The following is a 15,503-nucleotide window of genomic DNA, read 5'->3' on the forward strand; positions in this document are numbered from 1 at the left end:
ACTTGCCGGATAAGCCGGTCGAAGGTGCCATATGCAAACCCCATTCATCACTGATTTGCGTGCGGTAACGGTGCCGCTGACCGGACCGAAGGGTCCGGCCGCTGCCGTCTCGCTCCGCTATTTCGACGAAACGGGTCGCCACATCGGCAACTCGGTCATGTCCGCCACCGAACTGGCTGAACAGGCGCGCGCCCTGCTCGCGATGGCCGAAGCTGCGATGCTTCACGCCGTCGGCGCTGACGGTGCCGTGAAGCCGCCGCACCATCACTTCCCCATCATGCGCGACGTTCGCGTGGTGGAAGCGGCGTGATCGCCGCCGGCTGTTACGCGCTGTTCGCCAGCGCCTTCGTCGTCGCGGTCGGCTCGATCGCCGCGACCATCATCCCCCAGCGCCACCGCATCACCCGCATCCTTCGGCGCGGCCCGGAATGGAGCGTGGACCATGGATGAGTTTCCCCGCTGCCGCCTCATCGCCAGCCCTCCGACCGAGAGCGTGGAAGCGCCCATGTTCGCCCCGACCTATGTCCCGCTCCACAACGGCGAAGACGTGCTGGTCGTCGCAGCACCCGGCATCGCCGTGGCGACCAGCGAAATGGAAAGCGGCGCAAAGCTCCTGACCATTTTCCTTTATTCCCCGACGTACGACGACGATCCCCAGGACGAAGCGGTCGGCATGGGCCACAACATGACCGTCGAAACCGCGCGCGGCATCGCGGCGAACATCACGAAACTGTGCGACGAAGCCGAGGCCGCAGCCGACGCCCTCGCGACTGCCGCGATCGATAAGGCACGCGCCCGATGATCCGTCGCCCGACCCTGCGCCGCCCCAGTCTGGGCAGCATCCTGCTCGCAACCCTGTGGCTGGCCCTGCTCACCGCTGCAAACGCGACCGCATCTATCATGCGAGGCGTTCGGTAATGGCCGCCGTCGATAACCTCTTCGCACGCGGCGTTCGGATGCTTCACGAAGAGGCAATCGAACTGACGCTGGCGTCGCTGCTCGCCTACTGGGATCGGCACGAACACGTCGCCATCGCGTGGTCGGGCGGGAAGGACAGCACGGCCGTCCTGACCCTGATCGTGCACATGATCGACGCAGGTATGCTGCGCCGACCGAAGCGACTCTATGTGCTGTACGCCGACACCCGGCAGGAACTGCCTCCCATCCAAGCGTCCGCCGAACTCATCATGGCAATGCTTCGACGGATCGATTGGATCGAGGTGATCGTCGTTCGCGCCCCAATTGAAAAGCGGTTCATGCCGTACATTCTCGGCCGGGGCGTGCCGCCGCCGAACAACAACACGCTTCGCTGGTGCACGCGACAGATCAAGGTTGATCCGATGGCGGCCGCTATGGCGGTCGTGCTCGAGAGCTTGCCGGGCACTCTGCTGACCATCACCGGCGTTCGCGAGGGCGAGAGTGCCCAGCGCGACGGTCGCATTGCTATGTCCTGCTCCAAAGACGGAGCAGAATGTGGACAGGGCTGGTATCAACAGGTGCTGCCGAATGCGAAGGGCATCCGGGGTCGCACCGCGACCCTCGCGCCGATCCTGCACTGGCGCGTTTGCATCGTCTGGGACTGGCTCAAGGTTTTCGCCCCTCAGACCGCTTTCGGCGGATGGCCGACCGCGATCCTTGCCGACGCGTATGGCGGCGATGATGCGACAGAAATTAACGCCCGCACGGGATGTGTCGCCTGTCCGCTCGCCGCCGAAGATACCGCATTGCGGGTCATCTGCAGAATCAACGGATGGCAGCACGTCCATCCGTTGCAAGAACTGCGACCGATCTACCGGTGGATGCGCGAACCAGAGCAGCGGCACCGCAAGAGCGGTGTCGAACGCCTGAAGTCCGGCGCGATCGCGAAGAACCCCCAACGCATGGGGCCGCTGACGTTGGCCGCGCGTAGCATGGCGCTCGAACAAATTCTGGATATTCAGCGCCGGGTCTGTGTCGGCGCGGCGAGCGCCGGCAGGCCAGAACGTGGCATCGACCTGATCAACGCCGAAGAAGAGGCGCTGATCCGGGGCCTAATCGCCGCACGAACCTTCCCTGACAAATGGGGCGGCGACGAACCCAGCGCTGCGGCGTGGCTCGACAGCGTCTATTCGGACGGCTCGACCCAACCCATTCTCTTTCGCGATATGGTCGGATCATGAAGATGCCCGGCCCAGCCTTGGCTTCGGATTGGCCCGCGCTCGCGCGCGCCGCCCGCCGCATCCTCGACCAGCGCCGGACCCTCGACCCGCAACAGGTCGAAAAAGGCCGCCTAACCGCAGCCGACGCCACCGCCCGCCTGCGCATCGCCACGGCGCTGGTCGCGCAATGGGACAGCATCGCCGCTGGCCGACCACCCTATGACGCCGAGACGGCATGGATCGTCAGCAACGGCACCGAAGGCACCTATCCGCACGAACTGCGGACCGACCTGAACGCCGCCGCCGATCGCGCGCGCACGCTGGCCGATCGCCACGGCGAGGATGCCGACGCCGCGCACTTCGCCGAAGCCGTCGCCGCTCTCGCATGGCACGCCCGCCCGCGCGACCATATCAGCCACATCCTCGACGTGGCCCATGCCAACGCCGCGTGGCGTGCGAGCAGGACAGAAGGGCGTGCCGCCGCATGACCGCACTGTCGCGCCTTGAGGGCTTGCCCGACTGGCCCGCGCGCATGACCGCGCCGGTCGCTGCCGCCTACATGGGCATATCGCAGAACACGTTCCTGACCCGCTTCGGTGCGGTCGGCGTGAAGGAAGGCGGCAACACCTTGTGGGCGCGTGCCCAGCTGGACCGGATCATCGCCGACCAGTTCAACCTGTCATCGCCGGCCGTTGCCGTTGGCGGCGACGATGCATACGCTGCATGGAAAGCGCAGCGAGGGAAATAGCCGTGGCCGCTGGCCTGCATATCGTCACGAAGCGCCGACCGGGCAAACCGGTCATTCACTACGTCTATGCATGGCGGGGCGGGCCGCTCATTCATCGCAAGGAAGGCGGACCCAAGCCGGCCATCACCGCCGCGCTGACCGACGCCGCCGCCGCCACGCGCCCGGCATCCGCAACGCCGTCCGACACGATCGACGGCCTGATCACGCGCTACACCGAATCGGCGGCTTGGAAGAAGCTGGCCGCCTCGACGCGGGTCAACTACGGCACGTGGCACGCGCGCATCAGCACCGAGTTCGGCAAGGCACCCCTGAAAGTGTTCGCCGATCGCCGCGTCCGTGGCGACGTGCTAGACTGGCGCGACCGCTGGGCCGAGCAGCCGCGCAGTGCCGACGCCGCGATCACCGCCTTTTCGGCGCTGCTAAGCTGGGCCGTCGATCGCGGGATGCTGCCGTTCAATGTCCTGTTCGACACCGACCGGCTGTACGAACAGGACCGCTCCGACATCATCTGGGAAGCCGAACACTTTGCGGCCTTCGCGAAGGAAGCATCGGTGGAGGTGCAGGAGGCGATCGACCTCGCCGCCGCCACCGGTCTACGCCGGGGCGATCTGGTCCGCCTGCCATGGAGCGCGATCGGCGATCACGCGATCGTCTGGCACACCGGCAAGAGTCGGGGCCGGACGATGGTGACCGTCCCGATCCTGCCCGAGACAAAGGCGATCCTCGCCCGGATTCGCGCGCGTCACGCTGCCGAGATGGCAGCGAAGCGGCCGGACCGGCAAAAGCCGCTGCCCGAGACCGTACTGTCGAATAGCTACTGGCGGCCATGGACGGCGATGGGGTTGGGATCGCGGTTCCGTGACGCCAAGATCGCCGCCGGCATCACCGTCCACCTGCACGACCTGCGCGGCACGTTCGCGACGCGGTGCATGATCGCCGGTCTGACCGATCAGGAGATCGCCGATATCCTTGGCTGGACGACGAAAGACGTATCGAAAATTCGCTCGAAGTACGTGTCGCAGCATCGCGTTGTGATCGAGATTGGGAAGCGGATCGCGGCGACCAAAACGGCGGCGGTGTAAACCGCCTGTAAACCGGGTCTGCCGGGCTATCGCTAAGTGCTTGTTTTTATGGTCGGGGAGACAGGATTCGAACCTGCGACATCCTGCTCCCAAAGCAGGCGCGCTACCAGACTGCGCCACTCCCCGACGAGGAGTTGCGCCTAGGCCGGTATCGGCCGCGATGCAAGCAGGCATTTGGTGGGCCCGGCAGGACTCGAACCCGCAACCTAGCCGTTATGAGCGGCCAGCTCTAACCATTGAGCTACAGGCCCCACCTGCGGGCGCAGCGATAGCGTCGCCGGCCACGCCGGCGCAAGGGCGTTGATGCTTGTGCCCTTTACGCGGAATCGCGTTCGACCAGAACCGGCTGCATCATCACCGACGGCGCATCCTCACCGGCGATGCGGCGGAACAGCGCGGACACCATGGCATCGGCACCGCGGGCAATATCCTGTCGCACGGTCGTGATGCGCGGCATCGCGCTGAGCGCCAGCGGCAGATCGTCATAGCCCACGACCGGCATGTCGTCGGGCACGCGGATGCCGCGATCGGCCAGCACCCGCAGCGTCGTCAGCGCAATCACGTCGGACGCCGCCGCGATGCCGTCGATCTCGCCACCGACGCGGTCAAGATGCGCGGTTACTTCCTGCACCATGATGTCGGAGGCTAGGTGGGTGTCGAGTTGGAGCGGCGGATGTTCAATGCCCGCAGTCGCCATAGCTGAGGCAACGCCTTCATAACGCTGACGTATTTCCGGTGCGCGGAGTTCGCCAAGGAACGCGATGCGCCGCGCGCCGCGCGCGATCAGGCGCTCGCCGGCCAATTTGCCGCCGGCGATATTGTCGGAGCCGACCGCACAATGCACCTGCCCCGGCAGATCGCTGCTGCCCCAAGCGACGAGCGGGCGATAGCGGCGGGCAACGCGTTCGATCGTATCGACCTGATCCGACTGACCGATCAGCAGGACGCCGTCCATCATGCCCGAATCGACGATCCGCTCCAGCCAGTCGGTCGCATCGGGAATGATCCGCGACAGCATCAGGTCATAACCGTCCTCGGTCAGCCGGTCGGCCAGAAAGCCCAGCATCGTCATGAAGAACGGGTCCGACAGATGTTGACGCCGCTCATGCCCGAGCGGCACGACCACGCCGATCACCCCGGTACGCTGGGTCCGCAACCTGCTGGCCATCTGGTTGGGGCGGAAGCTGTGTTCGGCGGCAAGCGCCTGTATCCGGTCCCGTGTTTCCGCATTCACCAACGATTTGCCCGCGAGCGCGCGCGATACGGTGCCCGGCGACACGCCCGCCAGCCGCGCCAGATCGGCAATGGTTCGCACCCGCGATATCTGTGCATCTTGCTCCATGCGGCTGCTTGTACGAACAAAATCTTGCGGTCCGCCAGCAAAATATCCGCGCATATTCAAACGTTGCAAACGATTGTGAAAGACGTTAGCCGGTTCCGGTGGCGCGCTTTACTTGCGATGTCGCGCGGTGGTGCGGCACAACGCCGGCCAGTTGAAGGAGAGGACCGAATGCATTCCGACACCATCGTGGCTGGCGTAGAATTGGGCGGCACCAAATCGATCGCGGTGGTCGGACGCGGACGGGAGATCATCGACCGGTTCCGCGTGCCAACGACCACCCCCGACGAAACGCTGGGCATCATCGCGGCGAAACTGGCGCAGTGGCGGCAGGAGCATCGCCCCGCCGCGATCGGCATCGCCAGTTTCGGGCCGATCTCGGTCGCCGATGGCATCATGCTCCCAACCCCGAAACCGCATTGGGCGGGTGCCGACATCGTCGGCCCGCTGGCGCAGGGCTTCGACAAGATCGCGTTCCATACCGACGTTACCGGCGCGGCACTGGGCGAAGGCGCGTTCGGGGCCGGGGCCGGCCTGTCCGATTTTCTGTACGTCACGGTCGGCACCGGCGTCGGTATGGGGATCATCGCCGGGGGGCGACCGGTGACCGGCATGATGCATCCCGAAGCGGGACATATCCGTGTTCGCCGTCGCGCGGACGATTCCTTTGCCGGCGCGTGCCCGTTTCACGGCGACTGTCTGGAAGGGCTGGTCAGCGGGCCAGCGATCGCGGCGCGGACCGGCGGGCCGGCGCATCTGCTGTCGGCCGACGATCCGGCGTGGCGCAACATCGCCGATGCATTGGGTGAGGCATTCGCGACACTGTTCCTGACGCTGTCCCCTGCCCGTATCATCGTCGGCGGCGGGGTCGGGCTGGGCCAGCCGCAGGTGCTGCCGATGGTGCGCGAACGGGTCGTCGCCGCGCTGGGCGGCTATCTGGGCTTCGTCGATGCCGGATCGATCGACGCGCGGATTGTTTCCGCGGCGCTGGGCGACGAGGCCGGTCCGCTGGGTACGCTGGTCATGGCGCAGGACGCGCTGGCGTAACGCCGCGCAGTGATCCACAGTTCGGGCGATGAACGACAGCACCGAAGAACCGTCCGGCGCATCGCGCGGCACGCAAACGCTGATGCGCGGACTCGATCTGGTCGAGGCACTGCGCGACGAACCGTTGCGCGTGGCCGAACTGGCACGCACGCTGGGCCTTAGCCGGACGACGACGCACCGGCTGGCGGCTGCGCTGGTCGAGCGCGGCTATGTCGCGCAGGCCGAGCGCGGCTTGCTGACGCTGGGGCCGACGCTGCTGCAACTGGGGTTCACCGCGCACCGGCGCATCGACCTGGTGCGCGTGGCGCGGTCGCGCATGGAGGCGCTGTCGGCCGATACCGGACTTTGCGTCTTTCTGGGGCGGCGCGACGGCGATCATTCGCTCCACCTCGACCGGGCGGCGGGGCGACAGCGGCTGGAAGTGTCGACCCGCCCCGGCGACCGGCGGCCGGTAGCGAGAACCGGGCTGGGCAAGGCATTGCTGTTCGACGAGCGTGACGATGGCCTTGCGCGGCTGTGCCGTGCGACCGGAGCCGACGATGCGGCCGCGATCGACCGGTGGGTTGCCGACATGCGCGCCGATATTGCGCGCGGCCACGTGATCCACGATAGCGTCGGCAATGACGGCATCCGATCGATCGCGGCGCCGATCCGTGACGTATCCGGGGATATCGTCGCAGCGATCGGCATCGCCACCGCCGCGCAATATCTGACCCCGGACAAGGTCGCAGCGATCGGCCCGCAGGTCGCGGCGACAGCGCGGGCGATCAGTCGCGATCTGGGCTATGCCGACCCCGATCCTTCGGTACCGGCGGCTTCATTTTCCTTGGCGCCTTCGCTGCCATGATAGTCCTTCAGGCTCTGTCCGCCGTCGAACCGTCCGGCATTGCTGTCGTCGTGCGGGTTGGGATAGGCACCACCGCCTGACTGACCGCCGCCGGGTGGCGTGTTGACGCCGTCGGGCTTCGCGGTGTCGGAGCCGTTTCCCACGGCCTGGTTGGGTTGCTTTCCGTCGTCGGTCATCGCGCGCTTCTCCTTCTTCGGGAAGGGGTTAACGCGTCGGTGGGCGATGTGGGTGCGCTATAAAAGCCCTCTCCCCGCTTGCGGGGAGAGGGTTGGGAGAGGGGCAGTCATGAGCCCTGTCGCTGATTGCGCCCCCTCTCCCCGGCCCTCTCCCCTGAAGGGGAGAGGGAGCAGGGTTACGCCAGCACGAAGCTGCCGTTCACGCCATCCGCCTCGGCCGATGGCGCGACCCATACATGGAAGCTACCCGGCTCGACCACCGGCCGGTTCTCCACCCCGATGAAGCGCAGATCGTTGGCGCGAAGCGTAAATTCGACGACCTTCGATTCACCTGGTGCCAATGTTACGCGCTGGAATGCCTTCAGTTCGCGCACCGGACGGGTGATGCTGGCGGCGACGTCGTGGATATAGAGCTGCACCACTTCGGTCGCCGCCCGGGTTCCGCTATTCGTCACCCGTGCCCGAACCTTGAGCGCGCCGTCGCTGTTCAGCCGCCCGTCGCCGAGGTCGAGGTCGCTATAGGCGATCCGGCCGTAGGTCAGCCCGTGCCCGAACGGAAAGCGCGCCGCATTCGGCCCCTCGCGATAGCGCGCCTTGTATTCGGCGAGCGGCCCCGGCGGGTTGGGGCGACCGGTGGCCTTGTGGGCATAATAATAGGGCTGCTGGCCGGTCGCATAGGGAAAGCTGACCGGCAGGCGGGCCGACGGACCGACATCGCCGAACAGAATGTCGGCGGTCGCCGGACCGCTTTCCGATCCGAGGAACCACGTCACCAGAATGGCGCGCGCGTCGAGGACCGGCTTGTCGAGCACCATCGCCCGGCCGTTGCGCAGCAGGAGGACGGTCGGCTTGCCGGTCGCCAGCACCGCCTCCGCCAGATCGAGTTGCGCCCTGGGAATGCCGATATCGACCCGCGACTGCGCCTCGCCCGACATGCGTTGCGATTCACCGATCGCGAGCAGGACGATATCGGCCTGTGACGCCGCGATCACCGCCGCCTCGATCCCGCCGGGGATCGGATCGGTGATGCCCGATCCGTCGACGGCGGTGACCATTCTGGGATCGGTGACGGCGGCACGGACGCCGGTCAGCAGGTCGACCGCCTCCGCATCAGAACCATAGACGTTCCACGTTCCGATCAGTTCGCGCTGCCCCTGCACGAACGGTCCGATCAGCGCGATGCGCTTGCCCGATTTGGGCAGGGGCAGCAGGTCGCCGTCATTCTTGAGCATGACGATCGACCGCGCCCCCGCCTCACGCGCCAGCTTCAGATGGGCGGCCGTGCGCACGCGCTGCTTTTCGCGGCGCGGATCGATGCGGCGGAACGGATTGTCGAACAGGCCGAGTTGTACCTTCAGCGCAAGCACGCGGCGGACCGCCTGATCGAGCCGCTCCATCGGGACCTCGCCCTTCGCGACCAGATCGGGGAGGTGTTTGAGATAGAAACCCGACTGCATCGACATGTCGACACCGGCGAGGAAGGCTAGCTTCGTCGCTTCGCGGGCATCGGCGGCGAACCCGTGCGCGATCAGTTCCTCGTCGCCGGTATAGTCGGACACGACCAGCCCGCCAAACCCCCATTCCTTGCGCAGGATCGTGTCGAGCAGCCACGGATTGGCGGTCGCCGGCACCCCCGACAATTCGTTGAACGACGCCATCGTCGTGGGTGCCCCGGCGGCGAACGCCGTCTGAAACGGGGGGAAATAGGTTTCGCGCAGCGTCCGTTCGGATACGTCGACGGTGTTGTAGTCCAGCCCCGCCTCGCCCGCGCCATAGGCGGCGAAATGCTTGGCGCAGGCCGCGACCGCATCGTCGGCCATCAGGCCGCGCCGGCCCTGAAAACCACGCACGCGTGCATCGGCCATAGTCTTGCCGAGCAGCAGGTCCTCGCCCGCCCCCTCGATCCCCCGGCCCCAGCGCTGGTCGCGGGCGATGTCGACCATCGGCGCGAAGGTCCAGTCGATGCCGGCAGCCGACGCCTCGACCGCCGCCGCGCGCGCGGTACGTTCGGCCAGATCGGCGTCGAACGTCCCCGCCTCGGCCAGCGGCATCGGGAAGACGGTGCGGAACCCGTGAATGATGTCGGCGGCGAACAGCAGCGGCACCTTCAGCCGCTGTTCCTTCATCGCAACAGTCTGCATCCGGCGCGCCATGTCGGCACCGTTGCCGTTGAACACGCCGGTCAGCCGCCCGGCGCGGACCTGCGCCAGCTGTTCGTCGAACGTCGCCGTCGCACCGATCGGATTGAGCGCATTCGCTGCACCGCCCGCCCATGCCGCCGCCATCAGCGTCAGCTGTCCGGCCTTCTCCTCGACGGTCATCTGGCCGACGAGCGCCTCGACCGATGCCGGCAGCCGATCGCCCGCCTGCGCCAGCAAGGCGCGCGCCGGAGAGGCGCTCCATGCGGCGATCGCGCCGGCACCCATCATAATGGCCCGTCGCGAAATGCGAATGTCTTCCATGCGATCCCCTCTGTGTCGTTGGCGCAACGAAACCGGCGCGCTTGTGTTTCGAATCTTTAGTTGAAGCGTGTTTTAAGATCATGTAACCGGTTACATCAAGAGCGATCGGCCGCAAGCCGACGGATTCGCCGCGAAGGGCGCGACGATGTGGGAGTGGAACTGAACAGGCATGGCGAACGCCACCATCCGCGATGTGGCTCGTGCGGCGGACGTGTCCGTCGCTTCGGTGTCGCGCGTGCTGAACGGCCATGACAATGTCCGCGCCGAACTGCGCGAACGGGTCGAGGCGGCGGCAGCCAGGCTCGGCTATATTCCGCACGCCGGTGCGCGTTCGCTCAGTCTCGCCCGGTCGAATGCGATCGGTGTCGTCCTGCCCGACCTGCACGGCGAATTCTTTTCCGAACTGCTGCGCGGCATGGACCGCGAGGCGTCGGCGCAGGGCCTGCAACTCTTGCTGTCGAACATGCATGCCGAACCGGCGCGCGGCGTGGAGGCGCTGCGGACGATGCGCGGGCGGGTCGACGGCATGGTGGTAATGGCGCCGCACATCGACCCCGATCAACTGTTCGCGCATCTGCCCACCGGGGTGCCGGTGGTGCTGGTCAACTGTGCGCCGCATCATCAGCCCCGCCCCGAACTGCGCATCGACAATGTGCGCGGGGCGCGGGCGATGGTCGATCATCTGGTCGCGACCGGGCGACGCCGCATCCTCCATCTCGCCGGTCCGATCGGCAATATCGATGCGGAGGAACGGGTCGGCGGCTACCGCGACGGCATCGCCGCTGCCGGGCTGCAACCCATGATCGAACGCGGAACCTTTCTCGAAGAGTCGGGCGTTTTCCTCGCTGAAAAGATCGTTCGGGAGGGGAACGACGTCGATGCGGTCTTCGCCGCGAACGACATGATGGCGATCGGCGTCCTGATGGGATTGCAACGCGCCGGGGTCGCGGTGCCCGACCGGGTCGCGGTCGCCGGGTTCGACGACGTACCGCTCGCCCGCCTGATCTCGCCATCGCTCACCACGCTGCGCATCGACATCGCCGACCTCGGCGCGCGCGCGATTGCCCGGCTGACCGACCGGATCGGTGGTTCCGACGACCGCAGCATCGAACTTCGTGCACCGACCCTGATCGTGCGCGAGACGACTTCACCAAGGGAAGACCCGGAAAACCGGGAAACAAGGGGAATTTACGCATGAGGAATACGATGTTACGCGCGGCACTTGCCGCTGCTACGACGCTGGCGACGGGTGCGGTGGTTGTGCCGATGGCACCCGCTTCGGCGCAGACCACGACGGCTTCGGTGCGCGGCACCGTCCGCGACGCCGCCGGTGCCGCCGTTGGCGGCGCGACCGTCGTCGCCACCTCGACCGGTACGAACCAGTCCTATCGTGCGACGACCGATACGACCGGTCGCTACACGCTCAACGGCATCCGTGCCGGTGGCTATTCGATCACGGTGACCGGTCCCGGTGGCGAAACCGCAACCAGCGAAGTCACTGTCGGCATCGCGCAGGCGGCAAGCCTCGACGTGACGCTGGGCGCGGCTGCCGCGCCGGGAACCCCCGACGAGACGGTCGCGGCCCCCGGCGACGATACGATCGTTGTAACCGGTCGCCGCCTGATCGAAAGCCGGACCAGCGAAATCGCGACCAACGTGACGCAGGAACAGCTCCGCACCCTGCCGCAGACCGATCGCAACTTCCTGTCGTTCGCCGCACTCGCTCCTGGCGTGCGCTACAATGACAGCGAAACCGACAAGGGCATTCAGGCAGGTGCGTCGACCGCGTCCCAGGTGAACGTGTTCATCGACGGCGTCAGTCTGAAGAACAAGCTGCGCGAAGGTGGCGTCGCCGGCCAGCAGAACAGCCGCGGCAACCCGTTCGGCCAGTTGGCGGTGCAGGAATTCCGCGTCCTGACCCAAAACTACAAGGCCGAGTATGAACAGGCCGGCTCGGCGATCATTACCGCTATCACCAAGTCGGGCACCAACGAATTTCATGGCGAGGCGTTCGGTCAGTATACCGACCGCAGCCTGACGGAGCGCAACTTCTTCGATCGTCAGGCCGGTCGCGAAAAGCCCGAGTTCGAGCGCAAGCAATATGGCGTCTCGCTCGGCGGCCCGATCATCAAGGACAAGCTGTTCTTCTTCGGCACCTATGAAGGCAACGACCAGAACCGTGCCTTCATCGTCGATGCGACGACCAACGCCAACCCAGCAAACCTTGCCGCTTTCGAACGCGCGACCGGTCGGAGCGTCAGCGAATTCGAAGGTAATTTCGTCAGTCCGTTCCGCGCCGATTTCTATTTTGGGAAACTGACTTTCACGCCGGACGACCGCCAGACGTTCGACCTGTCGTACAGCCGGCGCGAAGAAACCGACATTCAAGGTTTTGGCGGCACGACCGCGTATGAGTTCGCCGAAAACAAGATCAATACGGTTGATACGTACCTGCTGAAATGGACCTATCGAGGCGATAACTTCATCAACGAAGTCAATCTGAACTACCTGAATTACGTGTTCAACCCGACATCGTTGAACCCGGGCAGCCCGAGTTTCAATTACGAAAACACGATCCTGTTCGGTGGTCGTGATTCGACCCGGCGTGAAGTGCAGCAGGGCTACACGTTGCGTGACGATATTACCTATACCGGTCTCGACGACCACGCGATCAAGGTCGGCGCACGGGTCGAGATTACCGATATCGAGTTCTCGAACCTGGCGTTCCTGCAACCCGGTTTCGTCTTCCGGCTGGATACACAGAACAACACCGACTTCACGTTCCCCGCAGAGGCCCGACTGGGGTTGGGCAACGGGACCGTTCGCGGCTCAAATACACAGATCGGCCTGTACGCGCAGGACGATTGGGACGTTACCGATCGGCTGCAACTTAACGTCGGGGTGCGTTGGGACTATGAAACCAACGGTAGTAACAACGACTACGTAACGCCGGCCAACGCAGCCGCCGCTCTGCGCGCTTTGCCCACTACAAGCTACTTCAACCCGGAAAATTACATCAGCACCGGCAACAACCGCAAGCCGTTCGCAGGGGCAATCGCGCCGCGCTTCGGCTTCTCCTACGACATTTTCGACAACGCCAGCACGGTCATCTTCGGTGGGTTCGGCCGCTATTACGATCGTAACAATTTTAGCAACACAGTCGACGAACTGTCGCGGACGATCAACCCGGTCGGCGTGTTCCGTTTCTCGCGCGACGGCCAGCCGCGCAACGGACTGCCGACCGTGGCGTGGAACCCGTCCTACCTGACCCGAGAAGGCCTGCTCGCCCTCCGCGCGAACTCGACCAGCGGCCTGCCCGAACTGTTTGCGGTTCAGAACAATACGAAGCCGCCGGTGAACGACCAGGTCAGCCTCGGCATCCGCCAACAGGTCGGCCCGTGGCAGTTCTCTGCGACCGGTTCGTACCAGCGGGGCCGCAACGGCTACACCAACCTGTTCGCCACCCGTAACAACGGCGGGCTCGGCGGGTGCTGCAATACGGCACCGGTTGTCCCATTCGGTTATTCGAACGCCCTGATCGGGTTCGACGGCCTCGATACCCGGTACAAGGCGCTCTATTTCACGGCAGACAAACCATACACGGAAGTATCGGGCTGGGGCGTGAACGTTGCTTATACGCTGTCGAAGGGTGAGAAGAACGGCGGCGACCTATTCAGTCTCGATGAAGTGACGCCGGACGATTACGGTTGGCGTCCGCGCGATGGCGACGAACGGCATCGGGTCGTCGTATCGGGCATCGTTGATCTACCGCTCGGCTTCCAGTTCTCGACGCTCAGCACATTCGGGTCGGGCCAGGCCTATCAGGTCGTCGACTTCACCAACGGTGCCGATCCGGGTCAGCGGCGCTTCCTCGCTGCATATCCCGAAAAGAACTGCATCAAGGGCGTCTTTGCCTTCTGCGAAGTCAACCTGACGCTGGCCAACAAGCTGAAAATCCTCGGCGGCCAGACCGAGATCGCGGTCGATCTGCTCAACGCCTTCAACAACAATAACTTCTCCAGCTTCGATGGTGCGTTCAACAATCAGATCGATCCGGAGACGGGTCAGCCACGGGATGCATTCATTCCCGGTCGGATCGGCAGCAACCTGCTGACCCTGCCGCGGCGCATCCAGTTCCGCGTCGGCTACCGCTTCTAACCCTCCCTCCCCTGCCGGGACAGGCGTCACGCCTGTCCCGGCATTTCCGTATTCCGCAAGGGGCTTGCCTGTGATCGATCGCCGCCATTTCCTTGCCGCCAGCACCGCCGCGCTCGTCGCCGGGTGCACTGCACGGACCGGGATCGGCTCCGGGACCGCGCCCGACCTGATTTCGGATGTGCAGCAGCGGGCATTCCGGTTTTTCTGGGAAACCACCGACGCGGAAACCGGCCTTGCGCCGGATCGCTGGCCTACCCCCAGCTTCGCGTCGATCGCGGCGATCGGGTTTGCGCTGACGGCCTACGGCGTCGGCGAAAAACATGGCTGGATCACCCGCGTACAGCATCGCGCCCGCACGCTCGCCACGCTCGAATTCCTTGCTGCTGCGCCGCAGGGCGACGGCGAAACCGGGTTCAGCGGGTATAAGGGCTTTTTCTACCACTTTCTCGGCGTGACGAAGGGACAGCGGTTCGCCCGGTGCGAATTGTCGACGATCGACACGTCGCTGCTGCTGGGCGGCGTGCTGTTCGCGCAGAGCTGGTTCGATCGCGCCGACCCGCAGGAAGCGCGCATCCGCGATCTGGCTGAGCGACTTTACCGCGCGGTCGAATGGGACTGGATCGTGCCGCGCGCGCCCTTCGTTTCGATGGGCTGGCATCCCGAAAGCGGCTTTATCCGATCCGACTGGGATACGTATAACGAAGGCATGATCCTGTACGTGCTGGCATTGGCCAGCCCGACGCATCCGCTGCCGCCCGCGACCTGGGCTGCGCTGACGCAGAAGTTCGAGAAAAGCTGGGGCAATCGCTGGGGCGAGCCGCATCTGCAATTCGCGCCGATGTTCGGTCATCAGTACAGCCATATCTGGGTCGATTTTCGCGGCATTCGCGACCCCTATATCGCGTCCAAGGGCATCGATTATTTCGAGAACAGCCGCCGTGCGACCTATGCACAGCGCGCCTATGCCAATGAAAATCCGGGCGGCAAGGTCGGATATGGCGACGATTGCTGGGGGCTGACCGCCTGCGACGGTCCCGGCGACTTCACCGTGACGATCGATGGCAGGCAGCGCGAGTTCTTCAGCTATTCGGCACGTGGCCCGGGCGAACGCGACGACGGCACGCTGGCCCCGACCGCGGCGCTGGGATCGATCGCCTTCGCACCCGACATCGTCACGCCGATGATCGGCAGGATGCATGCGCGCTATGGTACCGGCATCTATGACAAATACGGCTTTCTCGACGCGTTCAATCCGACGCTGACCCGCACCGACGAACCGCTGAAACACGGCAAGATCGTGCCGGGCGTCGGCTGGGTCGATGGCGACTATCTGGGCATCGATCAGGGACCGATCGTGCTGATGATCGAGAATCAGCGCAGCGGCATGATCTGGGAAGTAATGCGGCGCAATCCGCATATCCGGCGCGGGCTGGAACGGGCCGGCTTTACCGGCGGCTGGCTGGGCTGAGTAGCCGCGCGTTGCTCGCGGCAGCGGTTCGCGCGCAG

Annotated in this window: 15 protein-coding genes and 2 tRNA genes; 12 read left to right on the forward strand and 5 right to left on the reverse strand. The window is 65.3% G+C overall.

All coding sequences use genetic code 11. The features are described from left to right. Window positions 1–31: 31 nt before the first annotated feature. The 7 genes from ASE90_RS01835 (at window position 32) to xerC (ending at window position 3,968) form a co-directional block, all read left to right on the forward strand. Complete coding sequence (locus ASE90_RS01835; protein ID WP_156361377.1) at window positions 32–310, forward strand: hypothetical protein; 279 nt, start codon at window positions 32–34, stop codon at window positions 308–310. After that, entirely contained in the window at window positions 307–450 is a 144-nt protein-coding gene (locus ASE90_RS19465) for a hypothetical protein (protein WP_156361378.1), read from the forward strand. The genes ASE90_RS01835 and ASE90_RS19465 overlap by 4 nt, the downstream gene beginning before the upstream one ends. After that, entirely contained in the window at window positions 443–802 is a 360-nt protein-coding gene (locus ASE90_RS01840; protein WP_156361379.1) for a hypothetical protein, read from the forward strand. Before ASE90_RS19465 ends, ASE90_RS01840 begins: the two co-directional genes overlap by 8 nt. 115 nt (window positions 803–917) lie before the next feature. Then, window positions 918–2,159, forward strand: coding sequence for a phosphoadenosine phosphosulfate reductase family protein (locus ASE90_RS01845; protein ID WP_055995157.1), 1,242 nt, complete (start codon window positions 918–920; stop codon window positions 2,157–2,159). Beyond that, complete coding sequence (locus ASE90_RS01850) at window positions 2,156–2,626, forward strand: hypothetical protein (RefSeq protein ID WP_055995161.1); 471 nt, start codon at window positions 2,156–2,158, stop codon at window positions 2,624–2,626. Before ASE90_RS01845 ends, ASE90_RS01850 begins: the two co-directional genes overlap by 4 nt. Then, the gene (locus ASE90_RS01855; protein ID WP_055995164.1) at window positions 2,623–2,886 is read left to right on the forward strand and encodes a hypothetical protein; all 264 of its coding nucleotides are present in this window, start codon (window positions 2,623–2,625) and stop codon (window positions 2,884–2,886) included. Before ASE90_RS01850 ends, ASE90_RS01855 begins: the two co-directional genes overlap by 4 nt. Before the next feature lie 2 nt (window positions 2,887–2,888). Continuing rightward, a complete protein-coding gene (gene xerC, locus ASE90_RS01860) occupies window positions 2,889–3,968 on the forward strand; it encodes a tyrosine recombinase XerC (RefSeq protein WP_055995167.1) in 1,080 nt (359 codons plus the stop codon). Window positions 3,969–4,017: 49 nt separating this feature from the next. Here xerC and ASE90_RS01865 read toward each other — a convergent pair. The 3 genes from ASE90_RS01865 to ASE90_RS01875 form a co-directional block, all read right to left on the reverse strand. Beyond that, window positions 4,018–4,094 (reverse strand) — tRNA-Pro (locus ASE90_RS01865). A 49-nt stretch (window positions 4,095–4,143) separates the two neighbouring features. Then, a tRNA-Ile gene (locus ASE90_RS01870) sits at window positions 4,144–4,219 on the reverse strand. Between the two features lie 65 nt (window positions 4,220–4,284). Continuing rightward, window positions 4,285–5,310 (reverse strand): LacI family DNA-binding transcriptional regulator, encoded by a 1,026-nt coding sequence (locus tag ASE90_RS01875; RefSeq protein WP_055995170.1) that lies wholly within the window; start codon window positions 5,308–5,310, stop codon window positions 4,285–4,287. Between the two features lie 168 nt (window positions 5,311–5,478). Here ASE90_RS01875 and ASE90_RS01880 point away from each other — a divergent pair, with 168 nt between their 5' ends. Both ASE90_RS01880 and ASE90_RS01885 read left to right on the forward strand, forming a co-directional pair. Next, the gene (locus ASE90_RS01880) at window positions 5,479–6,354 is read left to right on the forward strand and encodes an ROK family protein (protein ID WP_156361380.1); all 876 of its coding nucleotides are present in this window, start codon (window positions 5,479–5,481) and stop codon (window positions 6,352–6,354) included. A gap of 28 nt (window positions 6,355–6,382) precedes the next feature. Then, the gene (locus tag ASE90_RS01885) at window positions 6,383–7,201 is read left to right on the forward strand and encodes an IclR family transcriptional regulator (protein WP_055995173.1); all 819 of its coding nucleotides are present in this window, start codon (window positions 6,383–6,385) and stop codon (window positions 7,199–7,201) included. Here the strand turns inward: ASE90_RS01885 and ASE90_RS01890 are convergent. Together ASE90_RS01890 and ASE90_RS01895 are read right to left on the reverse strand one after the other, a co-directional pair. Further along, window positions 7,138–7,377 (reverse strand): hypothetical protein, encoded by a 240-nt coding sequence (locus ASE90_RS01890; protein WP_055995176.1) that lies wholly within the window; start codon window positions 7,375–7,377, stop codon window positions 7,138–7,140. The genes ASE90_RS01885 and ASE90_RS01890 overlap by 64 nt on opposite strands. 176 nt (window positions 7,378–7,553) lie before the next feature. Beyond that, on the reverse strand, window positions 7,554–9,839 hold the full coding sequence (locus ASE90_RS01895; protein ID WP_055995179.1) for a glycoside hydrolase family 3 N-terminal domain-containing protein: 2,286 nt from the start codon (window positions 9,837–9,839) through the stop codon (window positions 7,554–7,556). Window positions 9,840–10,008: 169 nt separating this feature from the next. Here ASE90_RS01895 and ASE90_RS01900 point away from each other — a divergent pair, with 169 nt between their 5' ends. From ASE90_RS01900 to ASE90_RS01910, 3 genes are all read left to right on the forward strand, one after another. After that, window positions 10,009–11,037, forward strand: a complete 1,029-nt coding sequence (locus tag ASE90_RS01900; protein WP_055995182.1) for a LacI family DNA-binding transcriptional regulator — start codon at window positions 10,009–10,011, stop codon at window positions 11,035–11,037. Beyond that, on the forward strand, window positions 11,034–13,997 hold the full coding sequence (locus tag ASE90_RS01905; RefSeq protein ID WP_055995185.1) for a TonB-dependent receptor domain-containing protein: 2,964 nt from the start codon (window positions 11,034–11,036) through the stop codon (window positions 13,995–13,997). The genes ASE90_RS01900 and ASE90_RS01905 overlap by 4 nt, the downstream gene beginning before the upstream one ends. A gap of 70 nt (window positions 13,998–14,067) precedes the next feature. Next, entirely contained in the window at window positions 14,068–15,465 is a 1,398-nt protein-coding gene (locus tag ASE90_RS01910; RefSeq protein WP_055995188.1) for a glucoamylase family protein, read from the forward strand. Window positions 15,466–15,503 lie beyond the last annotated feature (38 nt).

This window comes from Sphingomonas sp. Leaf67 (assembly GCF_001421965.1).
GTDB lineage: Bacteria > Pseudomonadota > Alphaproteobacteria > Sphingomonadales > Sphingomonadaceae > Sphingomonas.